General features: G+C 59.5%; 22 protein-coding genes. All 22 read right to left on the bottom strand.

Features of this window, described 5'->3' with window-relative positions; translation table 11 throughout:
• Positions 1-6: 6 nt before the first annotated feature.
• Positions 7-2,088, bottom strand: coding sequence for a 3-hydroxyacyl-CoA dehydrogenase NAD-binding domain-containing protein (locus FPJ27_RS16965; protein ID WP_204421892.1), 2,082 nt, complete (start codon positions 2,086-2,088; stop codon positions 7-9).
• A 172-nt stretch (positions 2,089-2,260) separates the two neighbouring features.
• Positions 2,261-3,472 (bottom strand): acyl-CoA dehydrogenase family protein, encoded by a 1,212-nt coding sequence (locus FPJ27_RS16970; protein WP_072445166.1) that lies wholly within the window; start codon positions 3,470-3,472, stop codon positions 2,261-2,263.
• A gap of 34 nt (positions 3,473-3,506) precedes the next feature.
• Positions 3,507-4,592: a phosphotransferase family protein gene (locus FPJ27_RS16975; protein WP_239483221.1), complete on the bottom strand. Its 1,086-nt coding sequence runs from the start codon at positions 4,590-4,592 to the stop codon at positions 3,507-3,509.
• A gap of 4 nt (positions 4,593-4,596) precedes the next feature.
• Positions 4,597-5,361, bottom strand: a complete 765-nt coding sequence (locus tag FPJ27_RS16980) for an enoyl-CoA hydratase-related protein (protein ID WP_083534350.1) — start codon at positions 5,359-5,361, stop codon at positions 4,597-4,599.
• A 47-nt stretch (positions 5,362-5,408) separates the two neighbouring features.
• Positions 5,409-6,173: an OmpW family outer membrane protein gene (locus tag FPJ27_RS16985; protein ID WP_072445168.1), complete on the bottom strand. Its 765-nt coding sequence runs from the start codon at positions 6,171-6,173 to the stop codon at positions 5,409-5,411.
• A gap of 184 nt (positions 6,174-6,357) precedes the next feature.
• Positions 6,358-7,380 (bottom strand): 4-hydroxy-2-oxovalerate aldolase, encoded by a 1,023-nt coding sequence (gene dmpG / locus FPJ27_RS16990; RefSeq protein ID WP_072445169.1) that lies wholly within the window; start codon positions 7,378-7,380, stop codon positions 6,358-6,360.
• A 12-nt stretch (positions 7,381-7,392) separates the two neighbouring features.
• Complete coding sequence (locus FPJ27_RS16995; protein WP_204421893.1) at positions 7,393-8,343, bottom strand: acetaldehyde dehydrogenase (acetylating); 951 nt, start codon at positions 8,341-8,343, stop codon at positions 7,393-7,395.
• Between the two features lie 29 nt (positions 8,344-8,372).
• Complete coding sequence (locus FPJ27_RS17000; protein ID WP_204421894.1) at positions 8,373-9,152, bottom strand: fumarylacetoacetate hydrolase family protein; 780 nt, start codon at positions 9,150-9,152, stop codon at positions 8,373-8,375.
• 96 nt (positions 9,153-9,248) lie between these two features.
• Positions 9,249-10,874, bottom strand: a complete 1,626-nt coding sequence (locus FPJ27_RS17005; RefSeq protein ID WP_204421895.1) for a 3-(methylthio)propionyl-CoA ligase — start codon at positions 10,872-10,874, stop codon at positions 9,249-9,251.
• Between the two features lie 80 nt (positions 10,875-10,954).
• Positions 10,955-11,797, bottom strand: coding sequence for an alpha/beta fold hydrolase (locus FPJ27_RS17010; protein WP_204421896.1), 843 nt, complete (start codon positions 11,795-11,797; stop codon positions 10,955-10,957).
• A gap of 15 nt (positions 11,798-11,812) precedes the next feature.
• Entirely contained in the window at positions 11,813-12,685 is an 873-nt protein-coding gene (locus tag FPJ27_RS17015; RefSeq protein WP_204421897.1) for a VOC family protein, read from the bottom strand.
• A complete protein-coding gene (hcaB, locus tag FPJ27_RS17020) occupies positions 12,682-13,530 on the bottom strand; it encodes a 3-(cis-5,6-dihydroxycyclohexa-1,3-dien-1-yl)propanoate dehydrogenase (protein WP_204421898.1) in 849 nt (282 codons plus the stop codon). Before hcaB ends, FPJ27_RS17015 begins: the two co-directional genes overlap by 4 nt.
• Positions 13,531-14,742 (bottom strand): FAD-dependent oxidoreductase, encoded by a 1,212-nt coding sequence (locus FPJ27_RS17025; protein ID WP_072445176.1) that lies wholly within the window; start codon positions 14,740-14,742, stop codon positions 13,531-13,533.
• Positions 14,739-15,062 carry a bifunctional 3-phenylpropionate/cinnamic acid dioxygenase ferredoxin subunit gene (locus FPJ27_RS17030; RefSeq protein WP_072445177.1) on the bottom strand — a complete coding sequence of 108 codons (324 nt, stop codon included), beginning with the start codon at positions 15,060-15,062 and terminating at the stop codon, positions 14,739-14,741. The genes FPJ27_RS17025 and FPJ27_RS17030 overlap by 4 nt, the downstream gene beginning before the upstream one ends.
• Before the next feature lie 11 nt (positions 15,063-15,073).
• On the bottom strand, positions 15,074-15,622 hold the full coding sequence (locus FPJ27_RS17035) for a 3-phenylpropionate/cinnamic acid dioxygenase subunit beta (RefSeq protein ID WP_006752838.1): 549 nt from the start codon (positions 15,620-15,622) through the stop codon (positions 15,074-15,076).
• Positions 15,612-16,934: an aromatic ring-hydroxylating dioxygenase subunit alpha gene (locus FPJ27_RS17040; protein WP_072445178.1), complete on the bottom strand. Its 1,323-nt coding sequence runs from the start codon at positions 16,932-16,934 to the stop codon at positions 15,612-15,614. Before FPJ27_RS17040 ends, FPJ27_RS17035 begins: the two co-directional genes overlap by 11 nt.
• Before the next feature lie 359 nt (positions 16,935-17,293).
• Positions 17,294-18,319, bottom strand: coding sequence for a helix-turn-helix domain-containing protein (locus FPJ27_RS17045; protein WP_204421899.1), 1,026 nt, complete (start codon positions 18,317-18,319; stop codon positions 17,294-17,296).
• A gap of 55 nt (positions 18,320-18,374) precedes the next feature.
• Positions 18,375-19,028: a TetR/AcrR family transcriptional regulator gene (locus FPJ27_RS17050; protein ID WP_072445188.1), complete on the bottom strand. Its 654-nt coding sequence runs from the start codon at positions 19,026-19,028 to the stop codon at positions 18,375-18,377.
• A 1,463-nt stretch (positions 19,029-20,491) separates the two neighbouring features.
• Complete coding sequence (locus tag FPJ27_RS17055) at positions 20,492-21,229, bottom strand: OmpW family outer membrane protein (protein WP_072445190.1); 738 nt, start codon at positions 21,227-21,229, stop codon at positions 20,492-20,494.
• 282 nt (positions 21,230-21,511) lie between these two features.
• Complete coding sequence (locus FPJ27_RS17060) at positions 21,512-23,521, bottom strand: acyl-CoA synthetase (RefSeq protein WP_204421900.1); 2,010 nt, start codon at positions 23,519-23,521, stop codon at positions 21,512-21,514.
• A complete protein-coding gene (locus FPJ27_RS17065) occupies positions 23,518-24,474 on the bottom strand; it encodes a fumarylacetoacetate hydrolase family protein (protein WP_204421901.1) in 957 nt (318 codons plus the stop codon). Before FPJ27_RS17065 ends, FPJ27_RS17060 begins: the two co-directional genes overlap by 4 nt.
• A 37-nt stretch (positions 24,475-24,511) precedes the next feature.
• On the bottom strand, positions 24,512-25,582 hold the full coding sequence (locus FPJ27_RS17070) for a VOC family protein (protein ID WP_204421902.1): 1,071 nt from the start codon (positions 25,580-25,582) through the stop codon (positions 24,512-24,514).
• Positions 25,583-25,590 lie beyond the last annotated feature (8 nt).

Below are 25,590 nucleotides of genomic sequence, written 5' to 3' on the forward strand. Positions count from 1 at the left end.
TCCACATCAATCGTTGAAACCTTTGCCCACTTCGGCCAGCCGCTCGAGCGACGGGGCCGTTTGCCACGCTTCGCCGCGATACCCCTTGGCGTAGCGGCGCGTCGCTTGCGCCACGTTGTAAAGGCCTACGGTGTCGGCATAGAACATTGGACCGCCGCGGAAGATCGGGAAGCCGTAGCCCGTGAGATAAACGACATCGATATCGGATGCTTTCGATGCGATGCCCTCTTCCAGTATCCGAGCACCTTCGTTCACGAGCGCATAGACAAGACGCTCGACGATCTCGTCGTCCGAAATCACACGCCGCTCCAGACCAATATCTCTCGATTGCTGGACGATCATGTCATTGACAGCCGGTGACGGATACGCCTTGCGATCGCCCGCCTTGTAGTCGTACCAGCCTGCACCGGATTTTTGGCCGAACCGCCCCATCTCACAGAGCAGATGGGTGGTCTTCGAATACACGATATCCGGCCTTTCCACCGCATGGCGCTTGTGGATCGCCCGGACGATGTCGTTGCCGGACAGGTCGAGCATGCGGAACGGGCCCATCGCAAAGCCAAACTTCTCGATTGCACGATCGATCTGTTCCGGTAGCGCGCCCTCGTCCAGCAGATAGCCTGCTTGGCGCAGGTACTGATTGATCATCCGGTTACCAATGAAGCCGTCGCAAACACCGGACACCACCGCCGTCTTGCCGATCTTCCTGGCGAGACTCATGACTGTCGCCAGCACGTCGTGGGCGGTCCTCTCACCTCGTACGACCTCGAGAAGTTCCATCACGTTGGCCGGACTGAAGAAATGCATACCGACCACGTCGTAAGGCCGCTTCGTGAACGCGGCGATCTTGTCCACGTCCAGGGTCGAGGTGTTCGATGCCAGGATGGCTCCATGCTTTGCGACAGCATCCAGCTCCCGGAACACACTTTCCTTCACGCTCATTTCCTCGAACACCGCTTCAATAATGAGGTCGACGTGCCGGAGATCGTCATAGGAGAGTGTCGGCGTCAGAAGGGACATACGCTGCTCGACCTGTTCCTGCGTGAGCTTGCCCTTTCTGGCGTTGTCGTCGTAGTTCTTGCGGATCGCCGCGACACCGCGCTCGAGCGCGTCTTGCCGCGTCTCGAGAATCGTGACCTGGAGGCCCGCACTGAGAAAGTTCATCGCAATGCCCGTTCCCATCGTGCCCGCGCCGACGACAGCCACTTGCGTTACCGTCCGCACCGGTGTGTCGGGTGGCAGGTCAGGAATCTTCGCACCAGCACGTTTTCCGAAGAAGGCGTGACGAAGCGCTCGGGATTCCGATGTGTCCATCAGTTCCATGAACAGCTTGCGTTCGAACTTGATCCCATCGTCGAAGGCTTGCTGGACGGAAGCCTGCACGGCGTCGACACATTTGAGCGGCGCCGGAAAGTTGCGGCTGGCAGTTGCAATCGTGTTGCGCGCGAATTGCAGGAATCCGTCCGGATTGACATGCTCGATGCGGCGATCTCGCAGCCGCGGCAGTTCGTTCCGGTCCGCAGCCTGTTGTGCAAACCGCACCGCGCCTGTCAGCAGGTCGCCCTCGATGATCAGGTCGAACAGGCCAGTGTCTGCCAGTTTTTCGGAGCGTACGATTCGGCCGGATACGATCATGTCGAGCGCTGCCTCGAGACCGACGGCCCGCGGGAGGCGCTGCGTCCCCCCTGCTCCCGGAAGAACGCCGAGCTTCACTTCAGGTAGTGCAATCTGCGCACCCGGTGTGACAACACGAAAGTGGCAACCCATTGCCAACTCCAGCCCACCGCCCATGGCCACCGAATGGATGGCGGCGACAACCGGCTTGGCGCTGGATTCGATCGCTCGTATGACCGTATGAATGCTCGGTTCCTGCGTTGCTTTCGGCGTGCCGAATTCTCGGATGTCCGCTCCGGCCGAGAAGCCGCTGTCTGCCCCAGTAATGACAATGGCCCGTACTCCCGCGTCGGTTGCTGCTACGGCCATTGCCTCGACGATGGCGAGACGTGTCGTGTGCCCGAGCCCATTGACCGGTGGGTTGTCGAGCGTGATAACCGCCACGTCATCGTGCACCCTGTAGTGCGCTGTCATGTTCCCTTCCCTTGTATGTGCGACGCACGGGACGGGGTACCGTGCATCCAGGTTGAGCTATGTCGCTGCCAGTTCGATACAGACAGCTCGATTGGATCCAAAATCAAATAAACACTCGAACGTTCGGCCTTTTTTGAAGGCGAAGGCGAACGCGACATTCCTGTAGTGCCGCTCATCTCGAGCCCCGATAACGGGCCAGTTCCATTCGCCCTATCTGATTGCGATGCACTTCATCCGGACCGTCCGCGATGCGCAGCGACCGTGCGGCAGCATAGGCGTGCGTCAGGAAGCGATCCTGCATTCCATAGCCCCCGCAGGTCTGAATCGCCCAATCGATGACCGAGCATGCCATGTTGGGCGCTGCCACCTTGATCATCGCAATTTCGCGTGCGGCCGCCTTATTGCCGATCGCGTCCATCTTGTGCGCAGCATCCAGCACCAGTAAGCGCGTCTGGTCGATCGAGATACGTGCGTCGGCAATGCGGTGCTGCGTCACCGTTTGGTCGGCAATTGCCCGTCCAAACGCCGTTCGAGACAGGCTACGTGTACACGTCACTTCGAGTGCACGCTCCGCGAGACCGATCAGGCGCATGCAGTGATGGATACGACCGGGGCCGAGACGCCCTTGAGCAATCTCGAAGCCGCGCCCTTCGCCGAGCAGCATGTTCGTTACCGGCACACGTACGTTCTCGAAGACGATTTCCGCATGCCCGTGCGGCGCGTCGTCGAAGCCGAGCACCGGCAGATGGCGAAGAATCGTCACGCCGGGCGCGTCGCGCGGCACGAGGATCATCCCTTGCTGACGATAGCGCTCTGCCGCGTCAGGGTCGGTCTTGCCCATGAAAATGAAGACCTTGCAGCGTGGATCGTTGGCACCAGAAGTCCACCATTTCCTGCCATTGATCACGTATTCGTCACCGTCACGCACGATCGAGCTCTCGATGTTCGTTGCATCGGACGAGGCCACAAGTGGCTCGGTCATTGCGAACGCCGAGCGAATCTCGCCACGCAGCAACGGCTCGAGCCACGTCTTCTTCTGCTCCTGCGTGCCGTAACGGACCAGCACTTCCATGTTGCCTGTGTCGGGTGCCGAACAGTTGAAAACCTCCGGTGCCCATGGCACCCGGCCCATGATTTCGCAAAGGGGAGCGTATTCGACGTTCGTCAGTCCCGCCCCATGTTCCGAATCGGGCAGAAACAGATTCCACAAACCTTGGTCCTTCGCGTGCGCCTTCAGCTCTTCAATGAGCGCGATCGGCTGCCAACGGTCGCCGTCGCAGACTTCTCGCTCGTAACGTTCCTCGTTGGGGTACACATATTGATGCATGAATGCCGAAACACGGCGCTGCAGGTCCTTAACCTTTTCCGAAGGTTCGAAGTTCATCTATTCCTCTTCCGAATTGCGGCCGGTGCTACTGTCAAGCGGCCATCGCGCGTTCTGCGCAACCCCATCCCAGATCGCCCATCGCGGCAGCAAGTCTGCCGTGCTCGAATGCCTGATCGCTGCTTGCGTTACCGTCGAGTGCGCGCTTCATGATTCCTTGCCGAATCGCGGCCACGCGAAAGAAGTTATAGGCGAGGTAGAAGTTCCACTCACGTGTTCCGATTTCCTCAATGCCGGTACGGCGGCAGTACGCCGACACAAATTCAGCTTCATGCGGAATGCCCAGCGAAACTTTGTCGGCGTCAGTCAAGTCCGCCAGTCCGCGCGAACCGGCCGCCGGCAAGTGCCACGCGAGGCAGAGGTAGGCGAAATCCGCGAGCGGATCACCAAGCGTCGAGAGTTCCCAATCGAGTACAGCGACCACTCGTGGCTCATCCGGGGCAAAGATCATGTTGTCCAGGCGAAAATCACCATGAACCAGGCTCGTCCGTTCCGCGCTGGGAAGATGATGCGGCAACCATTCGATCAATCGTTCGATGGACGCAATGTGGCGCGTCTCGGATGCGCGATACTGTTTGGTCCAGCGTGACACTTGACGCTCGAAATAGCTTCCTGTTCGCCCGAAGTCGCGCAGACCAAGTGCGTCGATATCGACCGTATGCAGCGCCGCCATGACGCGATTCATTTCATCGAAAACCAGGCGGCGTTCGTTGGGCGTCATGCCCGGAAGGCTGGGCTCCCAGAGCACGCGGCCTTCCACATAGCTCATGACATAAAACTCGGCGCCGATTACCGATACGTCGTCGCAATAGCAGTGCGCATGCGCGACCGGCACCGCGGATCCGTTCAACGCACGTATCAGGCGATATTCCCGATCGATCGCGTGAGCGGACGGCAGTAACGTGCCCGACGGCTTGCGGCGCAGGACATAGCGGGCGGATGGCGTCGTCAGCAAATAGGTTGGATTCGACTGGCCTCCCGAAAATTGCGATGCTTCGAGTGGCCCGCTAAAACCACGCAAATTTCCGCCTAGCCACGATTCCAACCGCCGCACGTCGAAATCCGGGGCTCGCCGGATCGCGGCCTCATGCGCACGAGTGTCAGTGCTACTTTTATCCATCACGTTATTGAAGCTTCAAGAAATCGGGACGACGCTTATCCTTGAACGCGGCCAAGGCTTCACTGCACTCGTTCCCTGTCAATTGCCTGTCGATCGCATCGAACTCCGCGTTCATTTGATCGATGACTCTCGTGCGCTCACTCATCAACCGTTTCGTCGCTCTGATCGCGCCCGGCGCCTTCGCAGCGATGACCTCCGCAATCGCTTTCGCTTCGGCTCGAAGCTGGTCAGCCGGCACCGATCGATTGGCGATTCCCCATTCCACGGCGGTCTGCGCATCGACAGAGCGGCCGAGCACGATCATCTCGAACGCACGAATGCTTCCGACCTGCAACGGAAGCAGGTAGCCCGACGCCGCTTCAGGAACGAGCGCCAGGTCCACAAACGGCGCGCTGAGTTGCGCGTCGTTCGCAACGATGACATAGTCGCAATGCAACAGCATGGTGGCGCCGACGCCAATGGCTTTCCCTTGTACGGCGGCCACGACGGGAATCTCCATCGTCGCCAGACATCGGAGAAACCGCGCACCGTGGCTCTTGCCGATGCCGTCACGAATTGCCTCAGCGGAGAATTCGCTCAGGTCGCTTCCGGCCGAGAACGTGTCACCGTCAGATTGGATGAGGACGGCGTTCACGCGCTCGTGCGCAGTTGATTCAAGCGCATCCGCAAGCGCGCTGTACATCGCACCGGTCAACGCATTCTTCTTTTCCGATCTCGATATCGTGAGGATCAGCACCCGTCCGTCAACTTGGACTTTTATGTCGTCCACGGTGAAATCTCCTGTTTCCATATACCCATTCAGACTCGAGCCACTGCTCAAAATCGATAGGAAACTCCAACGAATCCGATGATTGGATTGGCCGTGATTCGCGTTGTGTTGCTCAAAACGGTCGTTCCGTTGGCACTAACTGCATCGAATTTTCCGGTCGTCTTTAGCGGGATGTAGGTGATCGATCCCAGCACGGACCATCTACCGTTGAGGCGATACGTCACGCCAGCCGTGAAAGCTGGGTTCCACGATGAGCTCGCCGATGCATCAACCCTTCCACCCGGTCCGGCAAACTGACTGAGCGCCCCGCTGAATGCGGGATGAACCTGGACGGAGCTGAACCACGTGTAATTCACGCCGACACCCAGGAATGGGCGCCACACACTGTCCTTCTTTCCAAAGTAGTACTTCACGAATACCGTGGGCGCCCACACCCGAGCCGTCACCAACGGCTTCAGATCACCCACGGGCATTGCCGGCCCCTGGGGCCCAAGGGGGGTGGCGACGCCCTGGGAGAAAAAATTCAGCTTCGGCGGAAATCCCACGGCACTTTCGATCGCAATATGCTCCGTTGCGAAGTAGGTAACGAGGAACTCTCCCGTGAAGGTGTTATGAATTTCCGCGCCTGTTCCAGGAGAAGTGAAAGTGCCGAACTGGGAACTGCTTTTCAGTTCTTGAGAGCTCGATTGCCTCATGTCGATCCACGCGGCGCCACCGGTTACCACAACGCTTCCCGCCTCCTGTGCGTACGCCGTACCCGCGAAACCGCACATCGAAATCGCCAGCGCGATCGAATTCAGTTGCTTCCTCATACTTCGTCTCCTCCGTTTTACGGCGACCTCAGTCCCGAAAGGTGCCGACCGGGCTCTCAATGGCCATCATTCGTCGGCATTTATTTAGTATCACCAATTACATAACGTACTTCTCCGAGTATTTCTGTCGATCGAAACTATCTCGCTTGACCGATCCGCAGCTATCCGCGGACCACCAAGTTCCCTACGACTGCCGAGCGCGAAGAAGATCGAGCGCCACGTCGACGATCATGTCCTCCTGCCCGCCAACCATGCGGCGTCGCCCCAGTTCGACAAGGATGTCGACGGTCTTCAATCCGTATTTCCGAGCAGCGCTTTCCGAGTGGCGAAGGAAGCTCGAATAGACACCCGCATAACCCAGCGCCAGCGTTTCGCGATCGACACGAACGGGCCGGTCCTGTAGTGGACGAACCAGGTCATCGGCAGCATCCATCAGGCTATAAAGATCACAGCCGTGGTTCCAGCCGAGCCGTTCGGCCGCGGCGATGAACACTTCGAGCGGCGCGTTTCCGGCACCGGCGCCCATGCCGGCAAGGCTTGCATCGACGCGGTCGCAGCCTTCCTCGACGGCGACGATGCTGTTGGCGACGCCGAGGCTCAAATTGTGATGGGCATGAATGCCTGTCTCGGTCTCCGGCTTCAATACGTCCTTGAAGGCGCGAAAGCGCTCGCGTACGTCATTCATTCCCAATGCGCCGCCGGAATCGACGACGTAGCAGCACGTCGCCCCGTAGCTCTCCATTAGCTTCGCCTGCTGTGCAAGGTCGCGTGGGGTGGTCATGTGGCTCATCATGAGGAAGCCCACTGCCTCCATCCCGAGATCGCGCGCGTACTCGATGTGCTGTTTGGAGATGTCGGCCTCGGTGCAATGCGTGGCTACGCGGACAATACGAGCGCCAGCATCATAGGCGTTGCGCAAATCGTGAATCGTGCCGATCCCGGGCAGCAGCAACGTCGCGACCTTCGCGTGCTTGACCGCTTCCGCCACCGCGGCAATCCATTCGAGATCGGTATGAGCGCCGAATCCGTAGTTGAAACTCGATCCTTGCAGCCCGTCTCCATGCGCCACCTCGATCGAATCGACCTTGGCTTCGTCGAGCGCTTTCGCAATCGCCGCCGCCTGTTGCACGCTGTATTGGTGACGAATCGCATGCGAACCGTCTCGCAGCGTCACGTCGGAGATGTACAGTTTTTTGCCGAGTGTCATGCCGTGTTTCCCCTAGGTCGTAGCATGGGCGACCATCTCGGCGGCCATGCGCTCAGCACAAGCCTTCGCCGCGGAGGTCATGATGTCGAGATTGCCGGCGTAGGACGGCAGATAATGCGCGGCGCCCTCTACCTCGAGGAACACCGAGGTTTTGAGCCCTGTCATACGCGCGCCCACACCAGGGATATTCAAGGGTGCATCGGCTTCTATCCGATCGAATTGCACCCGTTGCTTGAGGCGATAGCCGGGCACATAGCGATTGACGGCGGCGACCATGTCCTCGATCGACCGCTCCACCGCCTCTTCGTCGGCCGAATCGGACAGACAGTAAACCGTGTCACGCATGATGAGGGGCGGATCGGCCGGATTGAGGACGATGATGGCTTTCCCCTTTGCCGCGCCGCCAACCTGCTCGATCGCTTTGGACGTCGTCTCCGTGAACTCGTCGATGTTCGCGCGCGTGCCGGGCCCGGCGGATTTGCTCGAAATGGACGCGATGATCTCGCCGTAATGCACTTTTGCGACGCGCGACACCGCTGCCACCATCGGAATGGTCGCTTGGCCGCCGCACGTCACCATGTTGACGTTCAGCGTATTGACGTGTGCGTCGAGATTTACAACCGGCACGCAGTACGGGCCGATCGCGGCCGGTGTCAGGTCGATCATGCGAACGTTTGGCTTGAGCCCCCGCAAGAATGCGTCGTTCTTCACGTGCGCTGCCGCGCTCGTAGCATCAAAGACGATATCGATGTCCCCAAACACCGGCAGGCGCGCAAGCCCCTCGACGCCTTCGTGCGTCGTCGCGACGCCCATGCGTGCAGTACGCGCGAGACCGTCGGAAGCGGCATCGATGCCGACCATCGCACCCATCTCGAGATGATCACCGTGTCGCATGATTTTGATCATCAGATCGGTGCCGATGTTGCCCGACCCGATGATCGCGACTTTCAACTTGCCTGCCATGGATTCTCCCGCTCGTTAAAATCGATCGCCTACGCGGCGATACAGGAAACTTTGCCCAGTCCGTCGACTTCCAGCTGCAATGCGTCGCCTTCGCGTACAGGGAACATCGGCCCCAACGCACCCGACAGCACGACATCGCCAGCGCGAAGCGGATCGCCGAGTTGTTGCATCGTCCGGGCGAGCCACCAGGCGGCAAGAAGCGGGTGGCCCAGACATGCGGCCCCATGCCCCTCCGAGACAAGCTCGTCCGTTTTCAGGAAACGCATCTGGCAAGTAGCGAGATCGAGATCGGAAATGCGTTTCGGATCTGTGCCAAGGACATACAGGCCGCAGGAGGCGTTGTCCGCCACTGTATCGACGGGCGTAATGCTCCAGTTCTCGATCGCGCTGTCGACAACCTCGATCGCGGGCAATGCGTACTCGATGCCATGCAGGAATCGGCCCCAGCTCAGCTCCTCGGTCAGGTCGCGCCCAATGACGAAAGCCACCTCGCCCTCGGCCTTGGGCTGAATCAGGCGACTAACCGGAATGTCTGCGCCGCTGACAAACTCCATATCGCTGAACAGGACACCGAAATCCGGCTGATCGACCCCGAGTTGTCGCTGGACCGCAACCGATGTCAGGCCAACTTTCTTCCCGCAAATTCGTCTCCCGGCGTCGATAGCACGGTTCGTGTTGATTGCCGCTACCCGATACGCGTCGTGCAGACTCTCGATCCCGAACCTTTCCGAAATCCTGGAAACCGGGATACGCGTACTGCGGGCTTCGTGCAAGGCATCCGCGGCTTGCTGAATAGAAGAATTAGCCATACGTCCAAACCTCATCAACCAAGATCTCCGGCGCGGACTGGCGTTCGTTCCGCAGCCTTGGAATAGGTGGTGTGTTTCATCAATAAGCGTCGAAATTCAGGCCGTCGGCAATCGATGCTCCTTGAACTGCTCCCGCAGTGCGGCTTTTTGAAATTTCCCGGTCGCGGTCATGGGCATGGCTTCGACGAAAACCACATCGTCCGGAACCCACCACTTCGCGACCTTGCCTTCAAAAAACTGCAGCAATTCACCTCGACTGACATTCGCGCCGGCTTTTTTCACCGCGACCAGTAATGGGCGCTCGCCCCATTTCGGATGACGCACGGCAATGCACGCGGCCAGATGCACCGCCGGGTGAGCCGCTGCGATGTTCTCGATGTCTATCGACGAGATCCATTCACCTCCGGATTTGACGACGTCCTTGCTGCGGTCGGTGATGTGCATGTAGCCATCCGCATCGATCGTCGCCACGTCGCCAGTGGGAAACCAGCCATCCTCCAGCGGAGACGTGTCGTTGCCGTAGTACGAATCTATGATCCACGGGCCGCGAACAAGCAGATCGCCCGCCGTCTTGCCGTCCCAAGGCAACTCGTGACCCAGGCCGTCCACGATCTTCATGTCTATGCCCGGAATCACGGCACCTTGCTTCTCGAGGACCTTTTCTTGCTCGGATTCGGAAAGCCCGGCATGCTGACGTCGCAGCGTGCAGCTGGCGCCCATCGCCGAAGTCTCCGTCATGCCCCAGCCATGAGCCACGTCGACACCCAATTCCTTGAAGGCGCGAATCATCGAACGAGAGACGGCCGACCCGCCGATACCTGTTCGACGGAATGTCGAAAACTTCAGATCGTTCGATCGCACATGTTCGAGCAGGCCGAGCCACACGGTCGGCACGCCTGCGGAGTAGGTAACCTGCTCCCCCTCGATCAATTCGTAGAGCGAGGCGCCGTCGAGCCTATGCCCCGGAAGCACCAGCTTCGCGCCGACCAACGGCGCGGAATACGGCAGCTCCCATGCATTCACGTGAAACATGGGAACCACCGGCATGATGACCTCCGACGCCGAACAATTCAGCGAGTCGGGCAAGGCAGAAGCATAGGAATGCAGAACGGTCGAACGATGCGAGTACAGCACGCCCTTCGGGTTGCCGGTCGTACCGGACGTGTAGCAGAGGCCCGATGCGAGGTTCTCGTCCAACATCGGCCATTCGTAATTTCCGTCCTGCGCACCGATCAATTCTTCGTAGCAGAGCAAGGAAACCTTGCTGGCGGTGGGCATGTCCTCGCGACCGGCCATCATGATCCATGCCTTGACGCCTGGGCACCGTCCTGCGATTTCCTCGACGAGGGGCAGGAATTGAACGTCGAAACACACGTACGTGTCTTCGGCATCGTTGACGATATGGACGATTTGCTCGGGAAACAATCGTGGATTGATGGTATGGCAGATCGCACCCGCCCCTGGCACGGCGTAGTAAAGCTCCAAATGGCGATAGCTATTCCATGCCAGTGTGCCGATGCGATCGCCTTGTCGCAAGCCGAGCGCCTCCAACGCCTGGGCCAGCTTACGCGCGCGGAGTTCGCACTCCCGATAGGTATAGCGATGAATGCCGCCGTCACTGCCGCGCGAAACAATCTCGACGCTGCCGCTGTATCGCGCCGCGCGCCTGATGATCGAAGAGATGAGCAGGGGCGTGCTCATCATCCGGCCTGTCATTGCCATGGAAAATCCCAGTTAGGTCGTGATTCAACAGCCGTCGGCATCGTGTTCCCGTCGGCCGTCCAGCGCTTGTCGCGCGCTCGTCAACGCGCTTCCGAGAGGAAGGACGAGACGACTCGATTGAACCGATCCGCCCATTCCCACTGCGCCCAGTGGCCGCACTTCGGGAAGGTGTTGAGTTGCGCATTGGGGATGCGCTTCAAATAGATCATCCCGGTATCGAGCGGAACCACGCGGTCCTCCCTCCCCCAGATGATCAGCGTCTCATGCGGCAACGTGGCAAGGCCCGGATCTCGCCAAAGCTCTTCAAACGGTTGTCCTGACTCGAGGCGCATCGGTGGCTGAGCAATGATGCGCGGGTCCATCGCCGCCTCCAATCTGCCCTTCACGAGTTCGTCCGTGATCGCGGATTGATCGAACAGGCTCTCGCTGATAAAACTCTTCACCTTTTCCGCCGTAATGCCATCGCCCTCATAGGCGGTCGCCAACGTGCGGATCGCGGGCGTGGGCCATTGGCCCAGCGTCGGGAAGCCGCCGGCCGGTCCCATCAGCACGAGCCGGCCGACACGGTCCGGAGCAGTCAAGGCCATCTTCAGGGCAATCATTCCTCCGAGCGAATTACCGATGATGTCGGCCTGAGAAATGGACAGGGAATCCATGAGACCGAGAATCGAGTTCGCCCACCAGCCCGGAATCGATACGCCAATCGGCCTCATGTCGGATTTGCCCCATCCGGCAAGGTCAGGCACGATGACACGATGGCTGCGCGTGAAGAACGGTGCATTCCGGCTATAGTTCGACCACCCGGACGCGCCCGGCCCCGATCCCTGAAGCATGATCAGAGCCGGACCTTCACCGGCCTCCTGGTAGTGGATTCGGGTGCCTTCGAACTCGACAAACGCGCTGCGGAAATTCACTTCACTCATGTTGTTCTCCCAATTTCACTGGCTGGTACGGTGATGGCCCCACAAGCTGATTCGATCGTGACTCACCACCGTCCACGACTCGTCGACGCTCACCGCTCCCGCGCCGTATTCGACTTCGAATCCTGACGGCGTTCTCGCGTAGAAGGAGACCATCTGGTCGTTGGTGTGGCGACCCAACGTCATCGTGACCGGCACGCTCTGCTGCTCTGCGCGATCGAGCGCGAAGCCGACGTCATCGATCGACGGCACCTGCAACATGAAGTGCTGGAGGCGCTTCGGAGCCGGCATTTCGGCGAAAGCCAACGTGTGATGCCTCGGGTTGCAGTGAAGGAAATGCAGTTCGAGCGTGCGGTCGGGACCGATCGGCATCGTGATGATGTCGGATAGCTTGAAGCCCAATCCCTGGCCGTAGAATTTGAGCGCCGCCTTGACGTCGGGAACGAGCAGCACGATATGCCCAAGCCCTTGGTCGCCGGTTTCGAAACCGTCGACCAGCGCCGATCGAAACGGCGCTTCGCCGCGTTCGGTCGCGCCCCAGTACAGTTCCACTTGCAAGCCGGACGGATCGGTGCAACGTGCCAGCCCGCGAACCTGCCGGCTGCGCTCGAGTTCGCCGGAATCGCTTTCGACGCCGTAACCCAGGTCCCGCAGGTGTCCGGCCATACGCGCGAGTGCTTCCGGCCCTTCCAGTTCGAATCCGGCATAGGCGATGTCATCGCGCTCACCTTGTTCAACCGAAATCCGCCAGAGACGGTTATCGATACGATAGCGATCGCCGGACGCGCCATTTTCTCCAGGCATCAAGCCCAGGAACTCGGTCGCATACCGTTTCCAGGCGGACAAGTCGGAAGCCTCGATTCCGATATAACCCAACGATTGCACCTTCATGCGACTGTCTCCTGATTGATTGAAAGTTTTTCGAGCAAGCCGGCTCCACCGCGGCAATCGATAAATCCTTGAACGGCCAACCCGCCGTCGTGTCGCAGGACCGTTCCCGTCGCCGGCACGTTGTCTTCGCGCGACGCAAAGAAAACATAGGCGCCGGTGTAGTCGGCCGGAGTCGGCAAATGACCGATAGGCACCACATGGCGCGCCATTTCGACGAACGGCTCCGCCGGAATCGTGGCCTCTGAGAGTCCGAGCGACTTCACGCCGCTGAGGTTCGTGATCATTCCCCCCGGAGCAACGGCGTTGACGCGGACGAACGGCGCCAATTCGAAAGCGAGTTGCGTAACGATGCCGCGAATTGCGTGCTTGCTGGCCGTGTAGAGGACGCCGCCACCGTCCGACCGAAACGACGCGTTCGATGCCGTAAAGATCAGACTGCCGCGACTTTCGACCAGCGCCTTCAAAGCGGCCTTGGCGAGCAGAAGATAGCCCTTCACGTTCACGGCGAACAATTCGTCGAACGCTGAAGAGAGTTTGTCTTCCGAGAGGTCGACCAGTGCGGTCTTGAAATCCCAAATCCCGGCGTTCCCGATCGCGCAATCCAGGCGGCCGAACTGAGCGACCAATCCATTCACTGCGCGAAGGTTGTCCTCATACGACGTAACATCGCCCTGGAAGCCCATCACAGCATCACCGAGTGCATCACGGATTTCGGCGATCCGATCAGCCGAGCGGTCAAGCACGCCCACCCGCGCGCCCTCCGAAACGAACCGTTCGACGATGGCGCGGCCCAGGCCAGATGCGCCTCCTGTCACCAGCACGACTTGGTTTTCCAGTTTTTTCATTTAGTTCACCTTGTAGCTAAGCAAGCTGCGAAGCTCGGTAGAGGAATCGGCCAGCAGATCGGTCTGAACCGCGATTCGCGACTCGACGAGCCGTTTGGCCGTCGCGTATTCACGCGGGGCGTCGACTGTCGCAACACCTGCCACCCGTCCATTCGATACGCGGAATACGGAAAAGGACGCGCCTGTCTCATCGCCCCGAATGAGCATCTCTCCCGAGCCGGTGAGATCGCCTGCAAGTTGAATCTTTCGCCCGGCGATTTCGGTCCACGAGAGCGCGGTCTGAGGCTGCTCGTTCACGCGCCCGATCATTGCGCATGCTGCGACGGCCGCCTGTGCCTGGCTGTTGAGAAAACTCTCGAGAGAGCGGCGTCCGCCTTCTACGAGCGGCCACGAGGCAACGTCACCGGCAGCAAAGATTCCGGGAATGGTGCTGCGGCCCGCGGCATCGACGACCACGCCGCGCATACACGCCGCACCTGCGGTTTGTGCGAGTTCGTCGCATGGCTGGGCTCCCACACTCAAGACAACGACGTCAGCCGGCAAGTACGCGCCGTTCGACAATCTCACGCCACGCGCCCGTGTATGGCCTTCGATCGAAGCGACCGTCGCGGATCGATGAATGACCACACCGAGTTGCTGGAGTTGGACCCGCGCCCAAAGCCCCATCATTCGCCCGAGCGCACGCTCCATCAGTTCCTCGCCAGACTCGACGACAGTGACCGCATGCCCTGCCTTCCGCGCGGTGCTGGCGACCTCGCACCCAATCAGGCCACCACCGATGACGACGATCTCGCTCTGCGCCGCTAGCGCGTCTCGAAGCGCGAACGCATCATCCAGCGCGCGTAGCGTATGGACGCCTGGCAACGACACGCCGGGCAAGTCAACCTTGCGAGCCCGGGCGCCGGTCGCCAGCAAAATGCCGTCGGTTGCCACCGACGTACCGTCGTCAAGCGCGAGTACGCCTGCGTCAATCGACACCGCGCGCGCCCCTCGACGCCAGTCAAGCTCCAACGTATTCAGGTCTTCCGTCGAGCACAGCGCCGGCGGAGCGCCCCCACACAGTGCTTCCTTGGATAACGCAGGTCGTTCATACGGATGCTGGGCCTCCTCGCCGACCAAGATGATTCTGTCGCTATACCCATTGGCACGAAGCGTCTGCGCCGCGCGTACACCGGCGAGGCCCGAACCGACAATCGCAAGCGGCTGTTTCATATGCCGGCCTCAGGTTCAAGATCGATCAGTACCCGGTCACCCACCACCTTGATCGGAAACACTTTGACGTCGCGTATCGCCGGCGGCGCACAGACCTTCCCGGTCTTCACGCAGAACTTCGCCATATGCAGGCTGCATTCGATCAGGCCGTCATCCAGATAGCCGTCTGACAAGGACCAGTCTCCATGCGGACACTTGTCCTCGATCGCGTAGAAATCGCCGTCGATCTTGAACACGGCGACCGCCTCGGGTCCCGTGTCGATCCTCAACCCGGCGTCGCTCGGGACGTCCGATACTGAGCAAACATCGGTAAACGACATTGCGCTCACCCTCAAAGGAAGAAACTGAGGTTGTTCGCGAGAAACGTCGTCTGATCGAGCAAGATGCGCCGACTGACGATCTGAAATCCCGCGTCCGTATCGACGCAGCGCAGGCGATCATGGCGTTCCCCGACCAGGTAGTCGGTCTGCCGTTCCGACCTGCCGCGATACGCGAGGAAGTTCGAGCGGACGAGGTATTCGCCCTGCCCGGCAGCGCTTGCGCGTACGTTCGTGATCAGATGCCGCGTGTGAGACGGCGGCTCCTCGGCCCATGCGGCGCCCGATTGGAGTTTGCGCAAACGAAGCTTGAGGTTCTCCTTGCTTTCGTCGAAATACGCGAGTTCATCAGGACTGGTCCATTCCAGTTTTCGCTCGCGCGGCCCCACGTTGCGGCGGATCGGCATCACATAACGGAGGTCGTCGGCCATCAGCTCGATCCACTCCGCGATGTTTCTGTCGTCGAGAAGCTCGGCTTCGAGAAAGAGGAACTGTTCAATCGCAAAGTGTTCTGCCGCCGAAACGGCGCTCGCGCGCGTCGCGGCGATTTCGTTAGCAACCATGGCCGGCCTCCTTGGCGCACGTATCGTGTTGCGTCGGCATGCACATCAACTTGAGCCAGTGGCCATAGAGTCGCCGTGCGGCCTCCTCGCTGTAGCAGCCCTCGACAGTGCCGGGGAACGCGGGATCCGCGGCGGGATTCACATCCTTACCCATCTGAATGCTCATGGTGGTACGGCGTGCCTGGTGTCCGCGCAGCACACGCTGGATCTCGACCCAATTCTCGCCGTCGTCCTGTTCCCATGTTCCTGCCGGCGAGAAGGTACGCAACGTGGCTTGCCGGAGTTGCTCCTTCTCCGCAGGCGAAGCGTCGGAGTCGACCAGACAGAACGCCCAGACCTCGATTTCGCCAGGGCCACGCGGATGCCAGACGCGGCAGCTGTGCACGCCCCCGAAGAATGAGAACGTGGGAAACACGGTCATGTGTTGCGCGGTCACCGCGCTCACGCCAGCGTTGTGAGCGGCATGCCGCTGAGCAAGGGCCGCCGAATCGTATCCCGGCTCGCGCTGGCCAGCCTGCGACACAATCCAGTCTTCGTGAAGGCCCGGGGCCAGGAAAAATCCCGTGCCGTGTCCTTGGTCCGATAACAGTTGACGCCCCGGCAGCGGCAGTTCCTTGCCCGCATACTCCGGTGTTGTCGCAACTTGCACCGACACATGCGACATGACCCCGTGGTGCATATCGCTGGCGAATTGCTCAGCGGCAAGCTTCCAGTTGCAGGGGATGACCCACTTGTAGATCCCGCCGATCGGCTCCGTACCGGTAGGCGACCGATCGAGCAGTGCGTCCAGATACAGTGCGGCTTCGCCGAGCGATTCTTTCAGCGATTGTGCATGCTCGTCCCAGTTGGCGAAGATCAGGCCCTTGTAGCTTTCAACTCGAGGAACGCGCCTTGCAGGCCATTCTTCCTTGTTGAAACACGGCCCGTAGTGCTCCTCTGACGGGACGTTCACGAGAGCGCCGTCAATCCCGTAGGCCCAGCCGTGGTAACTGCATGTGAATGCCTTCGCGTTGCCTTGGTCCGCACGGCAAATCTTCATGCCGCGATGACGGCACTGATTGAGCAAGACGGCGACCGACCCGTCCTTTTGCCGAACTGCAACGACGGGATCCTCCGCCATATACGTGGAGAAGAAATCCCCGGTCTTGGGAATATGTTTCTCGTGAGCGATGAACAGCCACGACCGCCCGAAGATGCGGTCCAGTTCCTGCTCGTAGATACCCTGGTCGGAGTAGACCAGTGGACTGATCGTCCCCGCTTCTTCGTCGAACAGCGCAGAAGCAGGGTAGCCTTGAATGGTGGTATCAGGCACTTGCGTCTCCTAGATAGTTGCCCATGGCGAAGCATCGGCTCTTATTGCGGTATGCGGGCCGTTGGTGTGAGCGTCGCGCGCATTTCCGTTACTCGAACAATAGGCGTTCGCGGACTGTCCACCTTTGCTCACAGCGCGGAAAAGCTTTGCTTGTCGGGCAGCGACATCCGCGCATCACATGGCGATGCTTCGCGCGACAGCATCGATGAACGATGCTGCCGGCCGCAGAGTGGAAACGTTGGGAGAGATGCCCGTTGTGACGGCATGACGAGCGTCATGCCGCAGAGAACGATGGACGTTAGTTGATAGCGCGTTCGCGCGGTGAAACGTGGCGCGTCAGCACGGGCACACGGAGATGCTCACATGACTTCCAGCAGGACGCCCCTTTCGGCGTCGACTGACGGAAGGCCTTCGCGGCGGATACGATCTCTCAGTTGGCCTGGGCTTTCGCCAAATCGATTCTTGAAGGCTCGATTGAAGTGGCTGATGTTCTTGAATCCTTCTTCGTACGCAACCTGGCAAATTGTTTCCTTAACTTGGCTTCTAAGAAGCAATCGTTTTCTGCATCGCTCGAGTCGCTCCGCGATGATCCACTCTGTTACCGTCGTCTGACATTGAGCGAAGAGTTCATTCAGGCGACGAACGCTTATGCCCATGGCGCTTGCGATGGAAGATGGGGTAAGGGTGTCGTCGTGCAACCTGGCGACAATGTGCGATTTGATCCGCTGCAGAGTCGCGCGGCTATATGTCGTTGCATGCCCCTCTCTCGCCACGATCGAACTGGCGCTTACCGCCGCCGCGATGAGATCCAGCAAGCTACTCTCCAGCCACGGGACGCTATCCCCTGCAATCGAATTCGCCGACTCGTATGTGGTCAGCAGCGTTCTCAACAGCACATGCATGATCCCGTGCCGGCTATCGAATTTTCGGTCTACCGCATCCTGAAAGATCACGCGTCTAATGTGTGATTCAATTTTCGGAAGACGTACCCATAGCCCATCAAAGCCTGCCGAGAACTCCAACCGGCCAGGGTGCTCCGGGCCGATGAGCGCAATGTCGCCCTCGGCCAAAGTGTAGTAGCTATTCCCGATTTCACATGACAGTTGACTTGCCAGAACGACGACTAGAATTAACTCGTCCTGCCCGCCCCTGCCGCTTTTCGAATCTCGACGGATTCCGAACGGACGATTGGAAATCGCCGCCTCGGAACGCAGCATTTCAATGCTGCTCAATCGGCGACGCGTAATCTTTCCGACCGGCTCAAACCGATTCCGGGAAGACTCGAGTTCCAACCGCTCGCCGTCAAACGCCTCGCACAGCCGCTGCGATGTCAGACGCTCGAAACCTTGTGGATCGGACGACAACTGTTGAATAGGTGCGTACATGTGTCTCCCCCATCATTAGTGGGTCATTTACGTTGTATTACCTTCTCGTGCCGCGCTACTGTGAAGCGCAGCTGAGCGCCCTCCAGACAGCCTTCGTCGCAGCGCGAAGTGCTTCATCGTCTGACGATGCGCCATGTGCCGGCCGGACTAAAACGATCAAACCGGCCAAATGGGAGTACAGCAGACGACCGCGTAACGCGCACTCCCGGGGTGTAAGCGATCGATTGATTTTGGCCAGCAGTCGGGCGAACGTCTCCTGGAATCGACGGTTGAAACTTGCCATCAGGTCTCGGGCAAATTCTTCGCGCTCGGCCATGCTCCAGACTTCCAGGCAAAATGGTGCAATGTGCGTACCACGCTTGACCAACTCGTCAAAGACGATATCTGCGATGGCATCCAGCCGAGCCTCCGGCGATAGATCATCGTCGTCGACCACACTTTCATAGAGCATCAGATATCGTGTTGCCACCGCCTCCAACGCCGCTCGCAAAAGGTCTTCTCTGGTCGGAAAGTAGTGCTGCAAGGTCGCCAGGTGGATCCCAACATCGCTTGCCACGCGGCGCAAAGCGAAGCCAACGTTACCGTACTGCGCGAGCACATTGATCGCGGCCTCCACGATTTCGGGGATTCGTGTCGTTCTGTTGCCGCGACGCTTTGGCTCGTCGGCTAACTCTTTAGCCTCTGTCAGCTCAATCGTCAGTTCCCTCATCTTTGACCTCTTGCCGGCAGCCGCCGGTGTGCGCTTCGGACGGTCCAACCGCTCAGATATCAACATTCCCTCGACCGAGCGATCGCAGTCAGTTCATCGGTCCTCGCCTTAGCCACCATGGCGAGCAACCACCTTGTCATAAAGAATATGTCACGCGACTGATAATTGCCAGTCAATCGAGCATGCAAAGATCGGACCCCGTTTATATTTCTTCTATTTATCAGGCGGATAGGTGATTTTCCTAGGCGTCACGACATTGATATATCAGTCGCATGACTGTATAAATAAGTCATGCGACTGATAATGACCGCCCGACACCAGCCCGGAAGTCAAGTTACCCGATGGCAAATCGGAGCACCCGCGCCTTGGCGGTACCGCATGCGCCAAGGTGCGGACTCACAAGGTGGTCGAGTCGCGGTGACGGGTCATGGAGAGTGCGATGAACTACGACGGGTATTGTTTGCGCAGGTTGATCGACAAGTGGCTTGCCCCCTCCGACACGTCACCGATTCGCATCAAGCGCTTCCAGCTCAGCGACAAGGTATATCGCGAAGGACGCTGTGTCTGTGTTGAGTCCACCAAGCCTGACCGATCGTTGGCGATATTTTTCTTCCGACACGATGACGGCTTATGGTACGTATTCCCCCCAGCTGCAACGCGACCGGCGATGCGCGCCGCTTGACTTGATGAATGAGTTCCCAGGACATCAAGTCGCTTGCTCGACACCGAGCACACGCATGCGTGTCCTCTTGCACCGTATCGGAAATACTGCCGGCTGCTGTTCCTTCAGCCCGTTAGCCAGATGCGCTTGTGTCGGGGTCGTTTAGAAATCGTATCGACGAAAGCCATTACTCAGAAAACGGTTCGCTGCGCCGAAGATGCCGGAAAATGTACCCAGCCTCTTTCCTCTAGCGTGTATTCGAAATCGAGAATGTAGTTCGGTACTTCCAGTTGTCGTCGGCGCTCCGAGGTAGCTGTAGAACAAGTGATTTATCTCGCATTCGCCCACATTTTCCCGCAACTCATGCCAACGATCATCCTCACCCCAAGGGGTGCTTTATGCCCCGCCATCTGGAACTCTACGCGCAAAGGGCTCCCCCGTGCCGCCCCTTGTCCGGGCTACGGACTTGGGCTGGGTGCCGGCACAAGTTGCTTTGCAACTGAATGTGCTCCGGCTTCGCTATGGACAATTGCGAATCCGATTGAGGCCGACTTTCGGGCCCGGAGAGTGCCGGCCGGAACGGCAGTTGGGCGTCGCGTCCACAGGGCTGGGACGCGACATCTGAAGGGAGGAGGAGAGTCGCGACGACGAACAGATTCAGAATGTCGTCGCAGACCGAGAGCATCGGCCGACTTCCCTTCGTCGCACCGAGTTTGCTGTCTATTTGGCTTCTCGCCGCCCTTGCAATTTCTCCCAGGTGACGATGAATGCTTGATCAACAAGCACACGCATGCCGGGATTGCTAGAACGTATAAGCAATATCGAGATGTGTAACGAGCGGATTTACCCGGATGCGCATTTTCGTCACGATATCGACACCAGTTGCGGTCGTGGCATTCGTCGTTAGCGTGGTCGACAACGGAATATAGGACAGGGACGCGTTGATCGACCAATGCTTGCTGAGCGTATAGTTTGCACCGAGTTCGAACGTCGGGTTCCACGAAGAGCTCAACGACGCTCGCGTCGAGCAGCCGGGCCCGCATGTGGTATTGATGAACGACTGATTGACGATGCGAGTATCCGAGTACCACGTGTAGTTGACGCCTAGTCCGACGAATGGCCTGAACTTGGCATTGGCCGCAAGGAAGTGATATCTAACTTCGAGGACGGGCGCCAGCGGTTTTGTTTTTCCGATCACCCCGAACGAGGCCAACGAACTGTTGCCAATTAGGTCCGTCGTAAACGGCGTGCCAGCCAAGAACGCGATACCGATATTGTCGGTGACGAAGTACTCCGCCATCAGGCTTGCGGCGTCCGATGCCCCAGCGTGAGCTCCAGTCCCAGCTTGCTGCTGATTCACCGTTGCGCCGGCGACACTTTCGACGACAATGGGATCTGCGTTCCCCTGCGGCATGACGTGCAGCCAGCCGACTCCTAACTGCATACTGCCGCTCGATTGCGCGTTCGCGTGACCTGCAAACGATGCGGCGCACATAAGCGCCACTGTGCCGACCGTTCTGAATGTCTTCCTGATTTCCATCTTGTCTCCTTCCATTGGTGAATTGGCCTGCTTGGCGCAATCGCCTTATCGGATATCTGCTGTTGGCAGTCTTTGGTTTTGTAGGGAATTCAAGCTACCATTCGATACTCTTTCGCTTCTTATCTCCTTGTTAAATTCGAACTACTAAATTAATAATTGCCAAATCTAAGTGGTTTCGCATGCGATCCACCAGCCTTAAATCTCAAGGGCTGCACCACCGAAACTCGCGTTGCGGCAGTATCACTGTTCAATCAGAAGTTGAGACGACGCTAGATGTCGGATTTATCCGTTTCGCACAATTTCGGTTTTCCCGCCGTCCGCTTGTGCATCTAATGGAGACTGCACGGCCGCATCGATCACGAATGCAAACGGGAAGCGCCCCAGCACCGCGCTTGCCTGCACCTCTAGCGCCGGATCAGCAAGTGCGACATGTGCTGATACACCACGCGATGCGTCGTTTTCGACCATGACACGAGCGTCGGTCACGCCGGCTTCGTAGAGTGCGGAGCGAAGCGCATCGGCCGTTTCGCGTCGCTTCAACTCCGGCTTGAAGATCTTGCCGACGGCTGTCAACGGCATCGCTTCCACGATCCGGATCTGCCTTGGAAGCGCGGCGCGTTCGCCGATTTCGCCTCGCATGAATTCCGCGAGATCATCCTCTGTGGCATGCGCACCTGCCTTGAGCTGCACGTATGCCACCGGCAACTCGCCAGCGTGCGCGTCCGGTCGCCCGATGGCAGCTGCGATCTGAACCGCCGGATGGCGATGTAGCGGCTCCTCGATCGTTGCCGGATCGATATTGTGGCCGCCGCGGATGATCAGATCCTTTTTGCGGCCGGTGAGCCAGAAATAGCCGTCGTTGTCGTAACAACCGAGGTCTCCCGTGTTGAGCCAGCGCAGACCGTCGCCCAACTCCAGCCAGAGTTCCCTGTTCTGTTCTGGCTGTACATAGCCGGCGAAGACGTTCGGGCCCGCAATCACGAGCAGGCCTACTTCGTTCGCAACGCAGTCGCGCACATATCGGCCGTCGCCGTCGACGACGATCGCCTTCATCGCCTGCCCAGGGATGCGCAATCCGATTGATCCGAGGCGACGCTCGCCAAGGGGCGGGTTGATGCTGCTGACGCACGCGCCCTCGGTTAGTCCGTAACCTTCCAGAATCCGGATCCCGGTGCGTTCCTGGAACGTCCGAAACACTTCGATCGGCATCGGAGCCGCACCGCACAGGCCATATTCAAGCGAATCGACGTTTCTGCCGCCGATTGGGACATCGAGCAGCGATGCATAGAGCGTCGGCACGCCGCTGAAGAAATTGATGCGATGGTGTTCGACCAATTCCCAGAAGCGCTTGACGACGCCTTCGCCGCGGTAGCCTTGCGGCGTGCCCAGCACGACATGAGCGCCGCGCGAGAACGGCACGAGCCCGGTCGCCAGGACGGCGTTGACGTGAAACAGTGGCAGGCCGCAGAAGACTGTTTTGCCGGGCCCGATGCCGGCGCCGAAAAACTGGCCGACGCTCCAGGCGTTGGCGACCTCGTTGCCATGGCGGCGCATCGCGATCTTTGGCAAGCCGGTCGTACCGCCGGTACAGAAATACGACGAATGGTCCTCGGGATGGAAGCGACGACGGTTATCAAGCGCTGCCCCCGACTCCCGCGCGACGGATCGTCCGAAATCATGAACCCCGATTCGCCCGGGTACCGCACTGCGTACACCGCCCGGGCCATGTAACCTCGCACACTCCCGACGCTGCATCAGGCGCGCCACGAGCCGCTTCGGCGCTCGCACCCGATCAGCCAGATTGACGAGAACCAGATGTCGGAGCGTTTCGACCCGATCGAGCACGGACTGCACTTTTGACCACAGGTCGGTGCCAGGAAACGGCGCCAGCGTTACCAGCACTTCCGCCTTCGCCGCGTTCAACAATTCCGCGATCGCGACCGACTCAAGAAGCGGATTGATTGCGCATATCACTCCCGCCGCCTCGCCACCCCAGATCACGAAATGCGTCTCGGGCAAGTTCGGCAGGATGTAGGCGATCACAGTGTCTCGACGCACGCCGAGACGGGTGAAGAGATTTGCGGTGCGCGTAATGTCGCGAACCAGCTCGCGATAGGTCCAGCGCGCGACGTTACGATGATCGTCGGCTCGCAGGAAAAACGACAGCGCAGGAGCGGACGGATCGAGTGCAGCGCCGCGGCAGATCATCTCGTACGTGCTGGCCGGTAAATCCTCTGGTGGACCGCTCGTCTCGATTGCGATGACGTCCGTCTGATTGGCGATTCCGTTCATGCGATCTCATCCACGACACAATTGCGTTGCACGCCGAGATCGATCAGTCCGTCCGCGCTGGCAATGCGCGCTTCGACGATGTCTCCGGTCTGCAGATACTGGCTCCTGCCCGCCTGAATTTTCATGAACATGCGCCATTTGGCGGCCTCGGGCAGCAGCCCGGCGATTCGCTGCTTCGCCGGCGACGGAACGCTCAATGCGCAGCCGGATGGCGTGCCGGTCGCAATCAGATCGCCGACATGCAGGTCATGCACGCCGGATAGTTCGGTCAGTGTCTCGGCTGGTCCGTAGACGAGATTGGCCGTCGAATCCTTCTGCCGGACCTGCCCATTGACTGTCAGCGTCAGGTCCAGTCCTTGCAGCTTCGGGATTTCATGAGCCTCCAGCATGCAAAGGTAAGGACCGACTGGTCCGAAGGTCCGGTAACTCTTGCCTTTATAGAACTGCATCTGAGGAATCTGCACGTCGCGCGCCGAGTAGTCGTTCACAATGACGATGCCGGCGAGGTACTCGTGCAGATCCGCGTTGGTGATCCGTTGGCGGGTGACGATGTCTCGCTTCATCACCAGTCCCAATTCGATCTCGTAATCCAGAAAGCGCACTCGTCGCGGCCGTACGACGTGCGAATCGGCGGGAACGATACAGCTCGTCGCCTTCGTGAAGATCATATTGAACGTCTTCGCATCGGGGTCCATGCCAGATTCGATCATGTGCTGCCGGTAGTTCGCACCCTGACACACGAATTGCTGATTGCGCGTGACAGGCGAGAGCCATTCCACCTCCGATTCCTGGATTGTTGGCCCGGACAGCATGGACAATGTCTCGATCCGGTTTGCGCGAACGAACTCGGCCGTCGTCTCGAACTCGCCTGGAATCGGCGTAATCACACCTTGCCGGATGACGCCCCAGCGGGCGTGGCCGTGATGCCTGTAGTGCAGAATGTGCAATGACATGAATGTGCCTCGAATAACTGGACGAATCGGCGCAGCGTCATGCGAACAGCTTGGCGAGCGTTTTCAGCTTGCCTACCGTTACGTCAGGACTGCGTCGGAGACTGCGGACGAGCGCGGCCACGCTGGCCGGCGTGAATTTGGGTTTGGTAAAACTGCGCGGCATCGTCGGTCCCCACTGGGACATCGCTTCGCGGCTGACTTCATGCACTCCCATGGGCACATCTGATGTGAACAGATCGCCGTCGCAGTAATGCTCGTGCTTGTCGCCCCAGGGGTCTTGCCAATAGTCGAAGATCTGACTGCCAAGGACGTGCCGCCCGATACCCCATGCATGCGTCCAGCCTTGGTCACGCAATACGCGCTGACCCATGCCGACCGCATCGGCGTCCACGACTTCGTAAGCACTATGGCTGTAGAGCGGCGCGAAACCCTGGGCCAGCGCGAGCGTGTGATGATCTGCCGGCGTCGCACCGAGATCGAGCCGCATGAACGTCACCGCGGGCGAACCGTCGGGCAGTAGCTGTACGTCACTTGGGATAAATCCGAAATGCTGCGTGTACCACGCGCAGGTTTTCTGGAAATCTGCCAGCTCCAGCACCACGTGCCCGAGCTTGATCACCTCGGGCGGCCCAGATGGCGGGCGCTGCGTGTCGTTGATGCGGGCGGCGACATCTGCCGTGTTGAAGGCCAGAGGCGATCGATGCGGCAACGTGCTGGCCGTCGCTTGCCCGAACACGGCATCGACGCGAAAGCCGGATGGATCGACGAGGCGCACGCGGTGGCCGCCACCCGGGCAGTCCGACGCTTCGATGTCCGATGCGTCGGGCACACGCGCTAGCGCTTGCAGATCTTCGATGCGATTCACGCGTAAGCCGAAACCGACGAAGCGGGCTTTGGGCGCCTGCCGGACGACATAACAGAATGGCGTCGATCCCGTTCCCCGCAGAAACATCTGCTGGCTGTCGCGCGAAACGGTACGAAGCCCGAAGTCGTTCAGAAACCGCTCGGCTTTGACGAGATCCGGGCGATCAAAAATCAGATACGCCAGTGCCGACGCTTTTGTCGTGGGGCGCGGATGGCGAGCCGGTTGCGGTGTGGTCAGTTGCATGACGAGGG

It is taken from the genome of Burkholderia sp. MS455 (assembly GCF_016899445.1).
Taxonomy (GTDB): domain Bacteria; phylum Pseudomonadota; class Gammaproteobacteria; order Burkholderiales; family Burkholderiaceae; genus Burkholderia; species Burkholderia pyrrocinia_C.